Genomic DNA, 14,115 nt, shown 5'->3' on the forward strand with positions numbered 1-14,115 from the left:
GTCTAGAAGTACCCTTCGCGCTTGCGGTCTTCCATCGCGGCCTCGGACAGCTTGTCGTCGGCACGGGTCGCGCCCCGCTCGGTCAGGCGGGAGGCGGCGATCTCGGCGATCACGGCGTCCAGCGTGGTGGCGTCGGAGTCGACGGCACCGGTGCAGGACATGTCGCCGACGGTGCGGTAGCGGATGAGCCGCTTCTCGACCGTCTCCGACTCCTTCGGGCCGCCCCACTCGCCCGCGGTCAGCCACATGCCGGCACGCTTGAACACCTCGCGCTCGTGGGCGAAGTAGATGTCCGGCAGCTCGATCCGCTCGCGCTGGATGTACTGCCACACGTCCAGCTCGGTCCAGTTGGAGAGCGGGAAGACGCGGACGTGCTCGCCGGGGGCGTGGCGGCCGTTGTAGAGCTGCCACAGCTCGGGGCGCTGCCGGCGCGGGTCCCACTGCGAGAACTCGTCGCGGAGGCTGAACACCCGCTCCTTGGCGCGGGCCTTCTCCTCGTCGCGGCGGCCGCCGCCGAACACCGCGTCGAAGCGGTGCTGCTGGATGGCCTCGGTCAGCGGCACGGTCTGCAGCGGGTTGCGCGTGCCGTCGGGGCGCTCGCGCAGCTTGCCGGCGTCGATGTATTCCTGCACGGACGCGACATGGAGGCGCAGGCCGTGCTTCTCGACCGTGCGGTCGCGGTACTCGATGACCTCCGGGAAGTTGTGCCCGGTGTCCACGTGCAGCAGCGTGAAGGGGATCGCGGCGGGCCGGAAGGCCTTCAGCGCGAGGTGCAGCATGACGATGGAGTCCTTGCCGCCGGAGAACAGGATCACCGGCCGCTCGAACTCGCCCGCCACCTCACGGAAGATGTGCACCGCCTCGGACTCGAGCGCGTCCAGGTGGGAGAGGGCGTACGGGCTGGCGGAATTGTCTGCAGCCTCGCTCACGACGTTGACACTCGTGGTCACAGGAGACCCCTTTCGGTCAGCAGCGCGTGGACCGCCGCGGCGGACTCCTGCACGGTCTGGTTCTGGGACTCGATCCGCAGATCGGGCGACTCGGGCTCCTCGTACGGGTCGTCGACCCCCGTCAGCCCGCTGATCTCGCCGGCCGCCTGCCTGGCGTACAGCCCCTTCACGTCGCGCACCGAGCACACCTCCACCGGAGTGGCGACATGCACCTCGACGTACGCGGTGCCCTCCTGCTGGTGGCGCTTGCGCACGGACTCGCGGCTGTCGGCGTACGGGGCGATGACCGGGACCAGCACCTTCACACCGTTGGACGCGAGCAGTTCGGCGACGAAGCCGATCCGCTGCACGTTGGTGTGCCGGTCCTCGCGGCTGAAGCCGAGGCCCGCCGAGAGGAACTCGCGGATCTCGTCGCCGTCGAGCAGCTCGACCCGGTGGCCTTCCTCGCGCAGCCTGCCCGCGAGCTCGTACGCGATGGTGGTCTTGCCGGCGCTCGGCAGACCCGTGAGCCAGATGGTGGCTCCGGTCACGTCGTTCTCCTGGTCCTTCTGAGTGTTCGTCATCAGCCGTGCAGCCCGCATTCCGTCTTGCCCCGCCCGGCCCAGCGGCCGGCGCGCGCGTCCTCGCCCTCCAGCACCCGGCGGGTGCAGGGGGCGCAGCCGACGGACGTGTAACCGTCCATGAGCAGGGGGTTCGTCAGGACACCGTGCTCGGCGACGTAGGCGTCCACGTCGTCCTGGGTCCAGCGGGCGATCGGCGAGATCTTGACCTTCTGCCGCTTCTCGTCCCACCCGACGACCGGGGTGTTCGCCCGGGTCGGGGACTCGTCGCGGCGCAGGCCGGTGGCCCATGCGGCGTAGGCGGTCAGGCCCTCTTCGAGGGGCTTGACCTTGCGCAGGGCGCAGCACAGGTCGGGGTCGCGGTCGTGCAGCTTCGGGCCGTACTCGGCGTCCTGCTCGGCCACAGTCCGGCGCGGGGTGAGCGTGATGACGTTGACGTCCATCACGGCGTCCACGGCGTCCCGCGTGCCGATCGTCTCCTCGAAGTGGTAGCCGGTGTCGAGGAAGACGACGTCCACACCGGGGAAGACGCGCGAGGCGAGGTGGGCGACGACCGCGTCCTCCATGGAGGAGGTGACGCAGAAGCGCTTGCCGAAGGTGTCGGCGGCCCACTTCAGGATGTCGAGCGCCGAGGCGTCCTCCAGGTCGCGGCCCGCCTGCTCGGCCAGCGACTTGAGGTCCTGATCGGACTGCGTCGTCGTCATATCGTTTCCCCTCCACCGTCGTTGAGCTGAAGTCCGCGGGACAGGAGCCCGAGGAACTTCAGCTGGAAGGCTCGATTGCAGGCCGCGCATTCCCAGGTGCCGTGGCTGCCTTCGGCGGCTTCACTCGGCCGAAGGTCCTCGTCCCCGCAGTAGGGGCAGTAGAAGGGGGCGGCGCGCTCGCTCACGACAACGCCTCCTCGCTCGCGCGCGCCGCCCACGTGGCGAAGCGCTCGCCGTCCTCGCGCTCCGCCTCGAAGCGCTTGAGGACCCGCTCCACGTAGTCGGGCAGCTCGGCGGAGGTGACCTTCAGGCCGCGCACCTTGCGGCCGAAGGCGGGCTCCAGACCCAGCGCGCCGCCCAGGTGCACCTGGTAGCCCTCGACCTGCTTGCCCTCGTCGTCGAGGACCAGCTGGCCCTTGAGACCGATGTCCGCGACCTGGATACGCGCGCAGGCGTTGGGGCATCCGTTGATGTTGATGGTGATGGGCTGGTCGAACTCGGGGAGGCGCCGCTCCAGTTCGTCGATGAGCGCGGAGCCGCGGCCCTTCGTCTCGACGATCGCCAGCTTGCAGAACTCGATGCCGGTGCAGGCCATGGTGCCCCGCCGGAACGGCGACGGCTTGACCTGGAGGTCCAGTGCTTCGAGGCCGGAGACGAGCGAGTCGACCTGGTCCTCGGCGACGTCGAGCACGATCATCTTCTGCTCGACGGTGGTGCGCAGCCGGCCGGATCCGTGCGCCGCCGCGAGATCGGCGATCTTGGTGAGGGTGGTGCCGTCGACGCGGCCCACCCTCGGGGCGAAGCCGACGTAGAACCGGCCGTCCTGCTGTCGGTGGACGCCGACGTGGTCGCGCCAGTGCTCGACCGGCTGCTCGGGAGCGGGGCCGTCGACCAGCTTGCGCTTCAGGTACTCGTCCTCGAGCACCTGGCGGAACCTCTCGGCGCCCCAGTCGGCGACGAGGAACTTCAGGCGGGCGCGGTTGCGCAGGCGGCGGTAGCCGTAGTCCCGGAAGATCGAGATGACGCCTTCCCAGGCGTCCGGGACCTCGTCCAGGGGAACCCAGGCACCGAGGCGCACACCCAGCTTCGGGTTGGTGGACAGGCCGCCGCCCACCCACAGGTCGAAGCCCGGACCGTGCTCGGGGTGGTTCACCCCGACGAAGGCGACGTCGTTGATCTCGTGCGCCACGTCCAGCAGCGGGGAGCCGGAGATCGCGGTCTTGAACTTGCGCGGCAGGTTGGAGAAGTCCTTGTTGCCGATGAACCGGCGGTGGATCTCGTCGATGGCCGGGCTGCCGTCGACGATCTCGTCCTCGGCGATGCCGGCCACCGGAGAACCGAGGATCGTCCGCGGGGTGTCGCCGCACGCCTCGGTCGTCGACAGGCCGACGGCCTCCAGGCGGCGCCAGATCTCGGGGACGTCCTCGATGCGGATCCAGTGGTACTGGACGTTCTGCCGGTCGGTGAGGTCGGCGGTGCCGCGCGCGAACTCCTGCGAGATCTCGCCGATGACACGCAGCTGCTCGGTGGTCAGCCGGCCACCGTCGATGCGCACCCGCAGCATGAAGAACTCGTCGTCCAGCTCCTCCGGCTCCAGGATCGCGGTCTTGCCGCCGTCGATTCCGGGCTTGCGCTGGGTGTACAGGCCCCACCAGCGCATACGTCCGCGCAGGTCGGCGCCGTCGATGGAGTCGAAGCCGCGGTGGGCGTAGATCGTCTCAATGCGTGTCCGCACGTTGAGACCGTCGTCGTCCTTCTTGGTCTGCTCGTTGCCGTTGAGCGGCGTGTGGTGCCCCATGGCCCACTGGCCCTCGCCGCGGTGGCGTCCGGCCTTGCGTCGCGACGTGGCGGAGACGGGCTTTTCAGGGGTGGCGGCCATGGCGGTATGTCCTTCGAGACTGCAGGAGGGCGGCTCTGAGCTGCACACTCGCGGCGAGGGCGCGACAGTGCGCAGGGCGGGTCAAGCAGGGGGAAAGCGCGGCTGTGCTGGGCTGTCAGCAGGCCGGACAGATGGCGCTGGACATGCGGCCGAGGTCGACGTGCCGCCGACTCACCAAGGCAATTCCAGTGCTAGACATGACGGAAGCGTGTCATGGGACTTTGGACCCAGTCCACCGCTATCCAAGATGTGGACAACACTGTCCCGCATCGCGAGACAGTGTGGCATGGGTCACCGTGCGGCGGCTGCCGGGCCGGTGCCGGGGAGCCGTTGCCGGCGGACACCGCATGGGGGCGGTCAGAAGAGCAGGGCGCTTCAGAGGCCCGCGCCGGGCCAGGGGCCGGGAGCCGCCGCCGGGTCCCCTTCTTCCTCCTCGACCTTGGTGTCGAAGACCGTGAAGCCGCGGCGCAGATAGTTGTCCATCGCGTGCGGGCCGTCCTTGGAGCAGGTGTGCAGCCACACCCGCTTGGTCTGCGCAAGCCCCGGCCAGCGGTCGGCCAGGTCCCAGGCCCGGGCGACGCCGTACGACAGCAGGTGCCCGCCGATCCGCCGGCCCCGGAAGGCCGGGACCAGCCCGAAGTAGACGATCTCCACCGCGCCCTCGTCCTGGGCCTGGAGCTCGACGTAGCCGGCCGGCGTCCCCTTGTCGTACGCCACCCACGTCTCGACGCCCGGACGCTCCAGCCACTCCTGCCAGTCGGCGTAGGTCATGCCCAGGCGGTCCGTCCAGTGGATGTCCCCGCCGACGGCCGTGTAGAGGAAGCGGCTGAACTCGGGCGAGGGGACCTCGGCCCGGACGATCCGTATGTCTCCGTCGGGCACCGACGCCGGCCGCTGGTCGGCGGGCGACGTCTGCTCCAGGGACCAGGTGGTCACAGTGATGCTCATGCGCGCCAGACAATCACGACGGCGAGTTCCGGCCAAGCGCCGGTCAGGCCGCGGACCGGCGGACCCGGTCAGGCCGCCCGGGCCCGCCGGACCGCCGGAGCCGTCGAGTGCGGCAGCAGGTCGCCGGGCCGGTCCGGCGCCACCACCTCCACCTCCAGCTCCTCGGTGAACCGGTACGGGCGGTGCGCCAGCACCTGGGCGAGATGGCGCCGCAGCCGCGACATCTCCGCCCGCACCGTCACCGTCCGCGTCCGGTCCCCGAAGAGGTCCTCCGCCAGCTGCGCCGCGCTGCGCCCGTCCCGGTGCAGCGCCAGCAGGTACAGCAGCTCGGCATGGCGGGGACTGAGCTCGTACGTCCAGCTTCCGCAGCCGCCCGACACCCGTACCGAGGGACGCCGGGGCCTGCTCAGATCCAGCACCACCCGGCCCGGCGCCACCGGCCCGGCGTCGTCCTCGTCCACCCGCACCAGCCAGCCGCTGGGCAGCGGTTCCACCGAACACATTCCCAGCGACGGCAGCCACAGCCGCCCGGCGCGCACCGCCTTCGGCAGCGCCAGCCTGCCCGGCGGAGCCATTCCGGTCACCGCGGCGGGCCAGCCGTTGCCGTCCACCGCCAGCGCCCGGCCGCCGATCCGGCCCAGCAGCGGCGCCGCCGCACTGCGCAGCCGGTCCAGCGCCTCGTGGTGGCGGTTGCGCAACTCGGCCTCGGCGAGCTTGGTGACCGAGGTGACGAGGGCGAGCGTGGCCGGATGCATCGTGGACAGCGGTCCGCTGATGTCGACGACGCCGATCAGTTTCCCGTCGCGCGGATCGGTGACCGGGGCGCCCGCGCAGGTCCAGGTGTGGTGGGTGGCGACGAAGTGCTCGGCCGAGTGCACCTGGACGGGGCGGCGGGTCACGAGGGCGGTGCCGACGCCGTTCGTGCCGACCAGACCCTCGGACCAGTCCGCGCCCAGGACGAAGCCGTGCCCGTCGCCCTTGCGCAGCACGGGCGAGCTGCCCTCCCGCCACAGCAGCCGGCCCTCCGCGTCCGAGACGACCATGATGTGCTGCGCCGCATCAGCGATGGACACGAGACCGTCGCGGAGCACCGGCAGTACGTCCAGCAGCGGCGAGGACAGCCTGCGGCGTTCGATCTCCTCCAGCGGCAGCACCCCGGCCCTGCGGTCCTTGTCCGGGTCCACCCCGCCCCGCAGCATCCGCTGCCACGACTCGTCGATGTCCGTGCGCGGGCCCACCTGCGGCCGGCGCCCGGAGAGCGCCGCGTCCCGTACGCCCTTCAGCAGCCGTAGGGCCTCCGCGGTGTCCATGGCCGCGAGCCTCGCCAGGTCGAGCGATGTGTTGTGCACTGGGTCCTCCTCGATGACGCCAGCGTCCGGAGCGGGGGGTGGCAGGGGCGTGCCCGGCCATCCTGCCTCGCTTCCGGGCACAGTGCGCCGCCATATGCCACACAAGGATGCAACCCTTTGCAACCGTCGCGAACGGGCGTGCGCATGTACGAAGGTGACGCAACACCGGTCCGCCGGTGTGGGTGGTGCCGTGTCGGCGCAGCACCACCCAACAAACGTCACGGGCGCGGGCCGTCGCACCACGGCCCGCGCCCGTTCGACGTCACACCGAGGCGCGCGCCCGCTCCACCACCGAGGCCAGGTCCAGCGAGTGCGGCAGCGTCCCGAACGCCGCTCCCCAGTCACCGCCCAGCCGCGAGGCGCAGAACGCGTCGGCCACCTCCGGGGGCGCCCAACGCACCAGCAGCGACCCCTGCAGCACCAGCGCCATGCGCTCGACGAGCCGCCGCGCCCGCGCCTCGATGCCGTCCAGGTCGGCGAGCTCCGTCAGCAGATCCTTGATCGCCGCGTCCAGCCGGTGGTCCGCGCCCCGCGCCGTGCCGACCTCCTGGAGGAAGGCGTTCAGCGCCTGCGGCTCCCTCTGCAGCGCGCGCAGCACGTCCAGGGCCTGGACGTTGCCCGAGCCCTCCCAGATCGAGTTGAGCGGCGACTCGCGCAGCAGCCGGGGCATGCCCGACTCCTCCACGTAGCCGTTGCCGCCCAGGCACTCCAGGGCCTCGGCCGCGACCGGCGTGCACCGCTTGGTCACCCAGTACTTGGCCGCGGGCACCGCGAGGCGCAGGAACGCCCGCTCCTCCTCGGTGTCCGCGTCGTACGCCGCGGCCAGCCGCAGTCCCAGCGTCGTCGCCGCCTCCGACTCGAGCGCCAGATCGGCCAGCACGTTGCGCATCAGCGGCTTGTCGACGAGCAGCCCGCCGAAGGCGCTGCGGTACGTCGCGTGGTGCACCGCCTGCGCCACTCCCTGCCGCATCAGGGCGGCCGAGCCGAGGACGCAGTCGAGCCGGGTCGCGGCCACCATCTCGATGATGGTGCGCACTCCGCGGCCCTCGTCGCCGACCCGCCTGCCCCACGTGCCGTCGAACTCCACCTCGCTGGACGCGTTGGACCGGTTGCCGAGCTTGTCCTTGAGCCGCTGGATCCTGAAGACGTTGCGCGTCCCGTCCTCCAGCACCCGGGGCACCAGGAAGCAGGTCAGTCCCCCAGCCGCCTGCGCGAGGACCAGGAAACCGTCGCTCATCGGCGCGGAGCAGAACCACTTGTGACCGGTCAGCACGTACTCGCCGTCGGCGGCCAGCGGCTCGGCGCGCGTGGTGTTCGCGCGCACGTCGCTGCCGCCCTGCTTCTCGGTCATGCCCATCCCGAACAGCGAACCCGCCTTCTCGGCCGCCGGGCGCAGGCCCTCCTCGTACACCGTCGACGTCAGCCGTGGCTCCCACACCGCGGCGAGCGCCGGATCCGTCCGCAGGGCGGGCACCGAGGCGTGCGTCATCGACAGGGGGCAGCCGTGCCCCGCCTCGGCCTGGGTCCACACCAGGAATCCGGCGGCCCGGCGCACGTGCCCGGCCGGCCTGTTCCAGGCGTTCACCAGGCCCGCCGAGACGCTGTGCCCGAGCAGCCGGTGCCAGGCCGGATGGAACTCGACCTCGTCGATCCTGTTCCCGTACCGGTCGTGGGTGCGCAGCTTCGGCGGGTTCTCGTTGGCCTGCGTCCCCCATTCCTGGGCCTGTGCCGAGCCCGCCGTCTGCCCGAGTGCGGACAGCTCCTCGCGCACCTCGTCCCGGAGCTCGGGGGCCACGTGCCGGTCGACCGCTTCCGTGAGAGCACGGTCGGCGCTGTAGACGTCGTACCCCACCAGGGGCGGAGCCTGGTTGGTCACTGTGTGGGTGCTGTCTGCCATGCCGATACGGTAAGGAGGTGCAGGCAGCAAATGAAACACCCGAGCGGCCCCATGGGCGGCTCCACCGAGCCCGAGTCCTCTACCGCAACGTCTCCAAGCGGAAGATGGCGTGGCTGCTGCTCAAGGACACCGTCAATTCCTGCATCGAGTACCGGATCCTGGGCCTGGCCGCCGAGGCGGCGTTCTTCACGCTGCTGTCGGTGCCGCCGCTGATGCTCGGCCTTCTGGGCCTGCTCGGCTACATCGACAACTGGACCAACACCACCACCGTCGCCTCGATCGAGGAGAACATCCTCACCGCCGTCGGCACCGTGCTCTCCGACCGGGGCGTCAACGACATCGCCAAACCGCTGCTGGAGGACGTCACCCGCGGCGGCAGGCCGGACCTCATCTCCATCGGTTTCGCGATCGCGCTCTGGTCCGGCTCCCTCGCGGTCAACGTCTTCATCGAGACCATCACCGTCATGTACGGGCTGGACGGGCAGCGCGGCATCATCGCGACGCGGCTGCTGGCGTTCCTGCTCTACATCATCGCCCTGCTGATCGGCGCGGTGGTGCTGCCGCTCGCCGTCGTCGGCCCGGACCGGGTGGTGGAGCTGATGCCGTGGGGCACGGAAGTGGTGGAGATCCTCTACTGGCCGGTGGTGATCCTGCTCTCCATCGCCTTCCTCACCACCCTGTACCACGTGTCCGTGCCCGTGCGGTCGCCCTGGGTGGAGGACGTGCCGGGAGCGCTCGTGGCGCTCGGGATGTGGGTGCTCGGCAGCTTCCTGCTCCGTATCTACCTGACCAGCACCGTCGAGGGCCCCACGATCTACGGCTCGCTCGCGGCGCCCATCGCCTTCCTGCTGTGGATAGGTGTCTCGGCCTTCGCCGTCCTCGTCGGCGCCGCCGTCAACGCCGCCATCGACCGCGTCTGGCCCTCGGTCGCCACGGCCGCGGCCCGCGCCGCCAACGAGCGCGCCCGCGCCGCGGACGCCGCCGAGCTGCTCGCGCGGGCGAGGGCGGCCCAGGTGTACCAGGACGACGAGGACGGGGACGAGGACGGCGGCGACATGCCGTCCGAGTTCCCCGAGCGCTGGTCGAGGTTCCTGCCGCCGGACGACGTGAAGTCCCGCCTGCACACCGGGCGGGACAACGGCAGGGACAACGGCAGGGACAACGGCAGGGACAACGGCAGGGACAACGGCAGGGACAGCGGCCGCGACAACGGCAGGGACCAGACCCGCGACGACGGGCAGGACGGCCACGCCTGACCGCCGGACCCCGTCCTATCCTCGGTCGTATGTACCAGGAACGGCCCTCACGCCTGGACGGCGCCGTCGTCTGGACCAGGACCGTGCACGGGCACGACGGCCCGGTGCATCCGGTGCTCCCCGACGGCTGCATGGACCTGCTGTGGAACGGGGACCGGCTGCTCGTCGCGGGCCCCGACACCGCTGCCCACACCCCGGACGGCGGGGCCGGAGCACTCTGGGCGGGCCTGCGCTTCGCGCCCGGCGCCGCGCCCGCGTTCCTCGGCGTCCCGGCCCACGAACTGCGTGACCGGCGGGTGGCGCTGGCCGATCTGTGGGGTACGGCGCAGGCCCGCCGACTCGCCGAACGCGTCGGCGACGCGGCCTGCCCCGCCGCCGGGCTGGAGGCCGTGGCGCTCGCCCGGGCCGCGCAGGCGCCGCCGCCGGACCCGCTGCTCGCGCGGGTCGTCGGCCATCTGGACGCGGGCGGCACCGTCGCGGCCGTGGCGGAGGCGGCCGGACTCGGCGCCCGGCAGCTGCACCGGCGCTCCCTGGACGCCTTCGGCTACGGCCCCAAGACGCTGGCCCGCATCCTGAGGCTGCAGCGCGCGCTCACGCTGGTCCGCGTCGGCGTCCCCTACGCCGATGCCGCGCTCGCGGCGGGCTGCGCCGACCAGGCGCACCTAGGCCCTCTCTTTCGGATCTTGCCGGGCTCGCGTGCCCCGGCACGCACGCTCGCTGCGTTGTCGTCGGTCGCCATGGCTCCGCCATGTCTCCCTCCTCCGCCTTGCGATCGCACGCCCCGGAACCCGCTCACTGATCCGGCCTGATCCGAAAGAGAGGGCCTGGCCCGGGAGATGCGTGCCCTGGCCGGGACCACCCTCGGCTCCTACGCGGCGTCGGCGAAGAGGGAGACGCCCATACCGTCCGGGTCGAGCACCACCGCGTAACGCTGCCCCCACACCGCGTCCCACGGCTTGAGGGGGCCCCTGTGGCCGGCGGACACCAGCTCGTCGTAGACGGCGTCGACCTCGGCGGGGCTGTCGCACCGGAAGCAGAGCCCGATGCGATCGCCGCCGGACGGGCGGGTCCAGCCGTGATCGAAGGAGCGGACGGTCTCCTCGGTGTCCCACAGCACCCGCAGTCCGCTGGGCAAGGTCGCCTCCACGTGCGGGGCGGAGTCCGCGTCGGCGGGGACGGCGAGGCCGAGGCGGCGGTAGAAGGCGAGGGAGGCGGCCATGTCGGAGACGACGAGGCCGATGGCGTCGAGTCGTGGAGTCATGTCGTCACCGTAGGGCGGCCGGGACACCGCGGTCTTGAACGAATCGGACGCCCGGCGGCTGCCGCTTCGAGGTCGGCCGACGCCGGGGAGAGCGCCGAGTCGGACGCCGGGACCGGACGCCGAGGCGCATACGCGGGGCACTCGCGCGAGCTGGACGAGACCGAGCCGACGGCGTTCGTGTTCCGGGCGGCCGGCCATGAGCCGACCGACCGCTGAAGGGCGGTCGGCGTCGCGTACGAAGGGCCCCGCCGGGGCAGGGAATCGGCGACGCACGTGCCGGTGACCGACTGGAGGCGCAATGGCGTACGACGACGGATGGCAGTTCCTGGACGACCGCGGCCGCCTGGCCACCGCGCCGCGCACCCCGGCGCGGATCACCGCCTACATACAGGCGGGGGCCACTCTGTACGACCACGGCTTACGGCCGGCGAGCGTCTTCGGCTCCGCCCACGACGGCGCCGACGCCGACCCGGCCAAGGCCGGAGCCCTGCCGATCGGGACCGCCGGCTACCTCGGCCCGGGCCCCGGGCTGAGAGCCGACGACCTCCTGCGCTCCGCTCCGGACCTCGTGGTGGCGGTGGCGTACGGCTCCGACCACGTCTACGGGCTCGACCCCGACGCGGCCAAGCACCTCGAGGAGCGTGTTCCCCTCGTCGTCCTGGACGTCGGGCAGGGGCGCCCGCTCGACGGGACGCGGGAGCGGTTCGAAGCACTGGCCGCCTCGCTCGGCGCCGGCGAGGACGCGACGGCGGCGGCCGGACTGACCGGCGCGCGAACGCGGTTGAGCTCCGCGGCGGCCAGGGCGCCCGAGGTCCGCGTCCTCGCCCTGTCACCCGCCGGCGACGACACCGTGCACCTGGCCCGGCCCACCGCGTGGCCCGACCTGCGGGCCCTGACCGGTCACGGGGTGCGCATGGCCGAGCCAGGCCCCGGTCCCGGCGTCAGCTGGTCCACCACCGACTGGACGGCGGCGGAGCGACTGGAGCCCGACGTCGTCCTGGTGGACGTGCGCGCCAATGCCGTGCCGATGCACCGCCTGGCCGGGCCCGGCGGCCGGTGGGCCGCCGCGGCACGCTCCCGCGTCGTGCCGTGGAATCCCGAACTCCCCTGCAGCGCCCGCGCCCACGCGGACTTCTTCGCGGCGGTGGCGAAGGCGCTGGAGACCCGCTGACCCGCCCCCCGGCGCAACCGCCCGGACGCGCACGGCACTCTATGGGGTGTGACCTCCACCTTCCCGCAGCAGACGCAACTGCCCGTCACACCGGGCCACATGATCGTGTGTGGCGACGACACGCTGGCGCACCGGCTCGCCGCCGAACTGCGCGAGGTCTACCGGGAGAGGGTCACACTCGTCGTGCCCGCGGCGGGAGCGCCGAGAGGCTCCGAACCGTCGTCGCCGGGCAGGGCGAGGGCCTCCGCGCTGTTCGGGCGGGTGTCGGCCGCCATGACCCGCGCGGTCGCCCCGCCCGTCGCGCCCGGCGACACCCCGCCGCCCGACCTCCCCCGGGTCCTTGAGACCCCGCAGCTGGACGAGGACGTGCTGCTGGAGGCCGGGGTGGGCGACGCCGCGGCCCTCGCGCTCGTCCACGAAGACGACGAGACCAACATCCGGGCCGCGCTCGCCGCCCGCCGCCTGAACCCGCGTCTGCGGCTGGTGATCCGCCTCTACAACCGCAAACTCGGCCAGCACCTCGAACAACTCCTCGACCAGGCGGCGGCGTTGGCCGACCCGGGAATCGACCCCGAGAAGCTGGACGCCTCCACGACCGTCCTGTCGGACGCGGACACCGCCGCACCCGCGCTGGCCGCGACCGCGATCGCCGGGACGAGCAAGGTGGTGCGGGCCGACGGCCTGCTGCTGCGGGCCGTCGAACGCACGCCGCCCGCCCGGGGCGAGGTCGCCGACCCCGGGCTGTGCACCCTCGCGCTGCTGTCGTCGACCACCAATGACCCGGCGGGCGAGGAGGGTTCGGACCGCAGCGGCCAGGACGGTCCGCGGCTGCTCCCCGACGACCGGAGCGTCGCGGAGGCCACCGGGCGCGGCACCGTCGTCCTGGAGGCCATCTCGCACACCGCACCCGGCCGCGCACCCGGGCCGTTCTCGGGCCGGGGCGCACCACTGGGACAACTCTTCTCGCGGCGGCTGCGCTGGTCCCTCGCCGGGCTCGGCGCGGCCGTCGTCGGCCTCGGCGTCGCCACGTGGCTCACCACCGGTGACCATCCGCTGCACGCGATGTACCTCATCCTGCTCGACCTGTTCGGCATGGGCGACCCCGCCCACGGAGCGGACCCCGACCGCCAGGTCCTGCAACTCCTCACCGGCCTCGCCGGACTGCTGCTGCTCCCGCTCACGGTCGCGGCGGCACTGGAGGCCCTCGGCACGTTCCGTACCGCCTCCGCACTGCGCCGTCCGCCGCGCGGACTGTCGGGGCATGTGGTGCTGCTCGGCCTCGGGAAGATCGGCAGCAGGGTGCTGATGCAACTCAGAGAGCTCGGCATCCCCGTGGTCTGCGTCGAGGAGGACCCCGAGGCGCGCGGCATCCCGCTGGTACGGCGCCTGCGGGTGCCGACCGTGCTGGGCGACGTGACCCAGGAGGGCGTGCTGGAGGCTGCGAAGATCCATCGGGCGCACGCCCTGCTCGCCCTCACCAGCGTCGACACGACGAACCTCGAAGCCGCCCTGTACGCACGCTCCGCCAGCCCCGATCTGCGGGTCGCCCTGCGGATCTACGACGACGAGTTCGCCGGCGCCGTCTACCGCAGCCTGCGCTCGGCCCACCCGGGCGCGCTCACCCGCAGCCGCAGCGTCTCCACCCTGGCCGCTCCGGCCTTCGCCGGAGCCATGATGGGGCGTCAGATCCTCGGGGCGATCCCGGTCGAGCGCAAGGTGCTGCTGTTCGCCGCCCTGGAGGTCGCCGGCCAGCCGCGGCTCGAAGGGCTGACGGTGGCGGAGGCGTTCCGGCCGGGCCGCTGGCGCGTGATCGCGCTGGATGCCACGGCTCCCGGCGACCGGCGCGCCGATCTGGCCACCGCCCGCCGCTCGGGCGAGGACGGCGCCGCGGGACTCGTCTGGGACCTGCACCCCGGCTATGTGCTGCGCCCCGAGGACAGGGTGGTCGTGGCGGCGACCCGCAGGGGGCTCGCGGAACTGCTGGGCAGGAGGCACCGCACGACCGGCGGACAGCGGTGAACGAGGGGGCGGCCACGGCGCGCACGCGCCTCCACATCCGCGCGCCGCCGGCGCCGCAGCAGAAGCCGCGTTCCTTGTGGCGGTGCATCTCCTGCTGGCGCAGGCCGGGGACGGCCGACAT

At 72.5% G+C, this 14,115-nt stretch carries 14 protein-coding genes; 4 read left to right on the top strand and 10 right to left on the bottom strand.

Annotation, left to right across the window (positions count from 1 at the left end):
* Window positions 1–2 precede the first annotated feature (2 nt).
* The 9 genes from cysD to ACWD0A_RS15785 form a co-directional block, all read right to left on the bottom strand.
* Window positions 3–929, bottom strand: a complete 927-nt coding sequence (cysD, locus tag ACWD0A_RS15745) for a sulfate adenylyltransferase subunit CysD (protein ID WP_451298396.1) — start codon at window positions 927–929, stop codon at window positions 3–5.
* A gap of 17 nt (window positions 930–946) precedes the next feature.
* A complete protein-coding gene (cysC, locus tag ACWD0A_RS15750) occupies window positions 947–1,513 on the bottom strand; it encodes an adenylyl-sulfate kinase (RefSeq protein ID WP_177151739.1) in 567 nt (188 codons plus the stop codon).
* Window positions 1,513–2,214, bottom strand: a complete 702-nt coding sequence (locus tag ACWD0A_RS15755) for a phosphoadenylyl-sulfate reductase (protein WP_451298369.1) — start codon at window positions 2,212–2,214, stop codon at window positions 1,513–1,515. Before ACWD0A_RS15755 ends, cysC begins: the two co-directional genes overlap by 1 nt.
* Window positions 2,211–2,399, bottom strand: a complete 189-nt coding sequence (locus ACWD0A_RS15760; RefSeq protein WP_451298371.1) for a hypothetical protein — start codon at window positions 2,397–2,399, stop codon at window positions 2,211–2,213. The genes ACWD0A_RS15755 and ACWD0A_RS15760 overlap by 4 nt, the downstream gene beginning before the upstream one ends.
* On the bottom strand, window positions 2,396–4,093 hold the full coding sequence (locus tag ACWD0A_RS15765) for a nitrite/sulfite reductase (RefSeq protein WP_451298373.1): 1,698 nt from the start codon (window positions 4,091–4,093) through the stop codon (window positions 2,396–2,398). The genes ACWD0A_RS15760 and ACWD0A_RS15765 overlap by 4 nt, the downstream gene beginning before the upstream one ends.
* Before the next feature lie 115 nt (window positions 4,094–4,208).
* Entirely contained in the window at window positions 4,209–4,292 is an 84-nt protein-coding gene (locus ACWD0A_RS15770) for a putative leader peptide (protein WP_310650533.1), read from the bottom strand.
* Window positions 4,293–4,468: 176 nt separating this feature from the next.
* On the bottom strand, window positions 4,469–5,041 hold the full coding sequence (locus tag ACWD0A_RS15775) for a GNAT family N-acetyltransferase (protein WP_307712825.1): 573 nt from the start codon (window positions 5,039–5,041) through the stop codon (window positions 4,469–4,471).
* Window positions 5,042–5,109: 68 nt separating this feature from the next.
* A complete protein-coding gene (locus ACWD0A_RS15780; RefSeq protein ID WP_451298398.1) occupies window positions 5,110–6,351 on the bottom strand; it encodes a GAF domain-containing protein in 1,242 nt (413 codons plus the stop codon).
* A 301-nt stretch (window positions 6,352–6,652) separates the two neighbouring features.
* Window positions 6,653–8,287, bottom strand: coding sequence for an acyl-CoA dehydrogenase family protein (locus ACWD0A_RS15785; RefSeq protein WP_451298375.1), 1,635 nt, complete (start codon window positions 8,285–8,287; stop codon window positions 6,653–6,655).
* Window positions 8,288–8,304: 17 nt separating this feature from the next.
* On the opposite strand from ACWD0A_RS15785, the gene ACWD0A_RS15790 reads away from it, so the two are divergent.
* Window positions 8,305–9,543, top strand: coding sequence for a YhjD/YihY/BrkB family envelope integrity protein (locus tag ACWD0A_RS15790; protein ID WP_451298377.1), 1,239 nt, complete (start codon window positions 8,305–8,307; stop codon window positions 9,541–9,543).
* A 29-nt stretch (window positions 9,544–9,572) separates the two neighbouring features.
* Window positions 9,573–10,352: a DUF6597 domain-containing transcriptional factor gene (locus ACWD0A_RS15795; RefSeq protein WP_451298379.1), complete on the top strand. Its 780-nt coding sequence runs from the start codon at window positions 9,573–9,575 to the stop codon at window positions 10,350–10,352.
* A gap of 59 nt (window positions 10,353–10,411) precedes the next feature.
* Here the strand turns inward: ACWD0A_RS15795 and ACWD0A_RS15800 are convergent, their stop codons facing one another.
* A complete protein-coding gene (locus tag ACWD0A_RS15800; RefSeq protein ID WP_451298381.1) occupies window positions 10,412–10,804 on the bottom strand; it encodes a VOC family protein in 393 nt (130 codons plus the stop codon).
* Between the two features lie 298 nt (window positions 10,805–11,102).
* Here ACWD0A_RS15800 and ACWD0A_RS15805 point away from each other — a divergent pair, with 298 nt between their 5' ends.
* The gene (locus ACWD0A_RS15805; RefSeq protein ID WP_451298383.1) at window positions 11,103–11,975 is read left to right on the top strand and encodes an ABC transporter substrate-binding protein; all 873 of its coding nucleotides are present in this window, start codon (window positions 11,103–11,105) and stop codon (window positions 11,973–11,975) included.
* Between the two features lie 99 nt (window positions 11,976–12,074).
* Window positions 12,075–13,994 (top strand): NAD-binding protein, encoded by a 1,920-nt coding sequence (locus ACWD0A_RS15810; protein WP_451298400.1) that lies wholly within the window; start codon window positions 12,075–12,077, stop codon window positions 13,992–13,994.
* The last annotated feature ends 121 nt before the right edge of the window (window positions 13,995–14,115 follow it).

The sequence above is a fragment of the Streptomyces sp. NPDC002867 genome (assembly GCF_053591895.1).

Coding starts and splice junctions, on each gene's coding strand:
- cysC (WP_177151739.1), bottom strand. CDS start 1,513: ATGACGAACACTCAGAAGGACCAGGAGAACGACGTGACCGGAGCCACC.
- ACWD0A_RS15755 (WP_451298369.1), bottom strand. CDS start 2,214: ATGACGACGACGCAGTCCGATCAGGACCTCAAGTCGCTGGCCGAGCAG.
- ACWD0A_RS15765 (WP_451298373.1), bottom strand. CDS start 4,093: ATGGCCGCCACCCCTGAAAAGCCCGTCTCCGCCACGTCGCGACGCAAG.
- ACWD0A_RS15770 (WP_310650533.1), bottom strand. CDS start 4,292: ATGTCTAGCACTGGAATTGCCTTGGTGAGTCGGCGGCACGTCGACCTC.
- ACWD0A_RS15775 (WP_307712825.1), bottom strand. CDS start 5,041: ATGAGCATCACTGTGACCACCTGGTCCCTGGAGCAGACGTCGCCCGCC.
- ACWD0A_RS15780 (WP_451298398.1), bottom strand. CDS start 6,351: ATGGACACCGCGGAGGCCCTACGGCTGCTGAAGGGCGTACGGGACGCG.
- ACWD0A_RS15785 (WP_451298375.1), bottom strand. CDS start 8,287: ATGGCAGACAGCACCCACACAGTGACCAACCAGGCTCCGCCCCTGGTG.
- ACWD0A_RS15795 (WP_451298379.1), top strand. CDS start 9,573: ATGTACCAGGAACGGCCCTCACGCCTGGACGGCGCCGTCGTCTGGACC.
- ACWD0A_RS15800 (WP_451298381.1), bottom strand. CDS start 10,804: ATGACTCCACGACTCGACGCCATCGGCCTCGTCGTCTCCGACATGGCC.
- ACWD0A_RS15805 (WP_451298383.1), top strand. CDS start 11,103: ATGGCGTACGACGACGGATGGCAGTTCCTGGACGACCGCGGCCGCCTG.
- ACWD0A_RS15810 (WP_451298400.1), top strand. CDS start 12,075: ATGATCGTGTGTGGCGACGACACGCTGGCGCACCGGCTCGCCGCCGAA.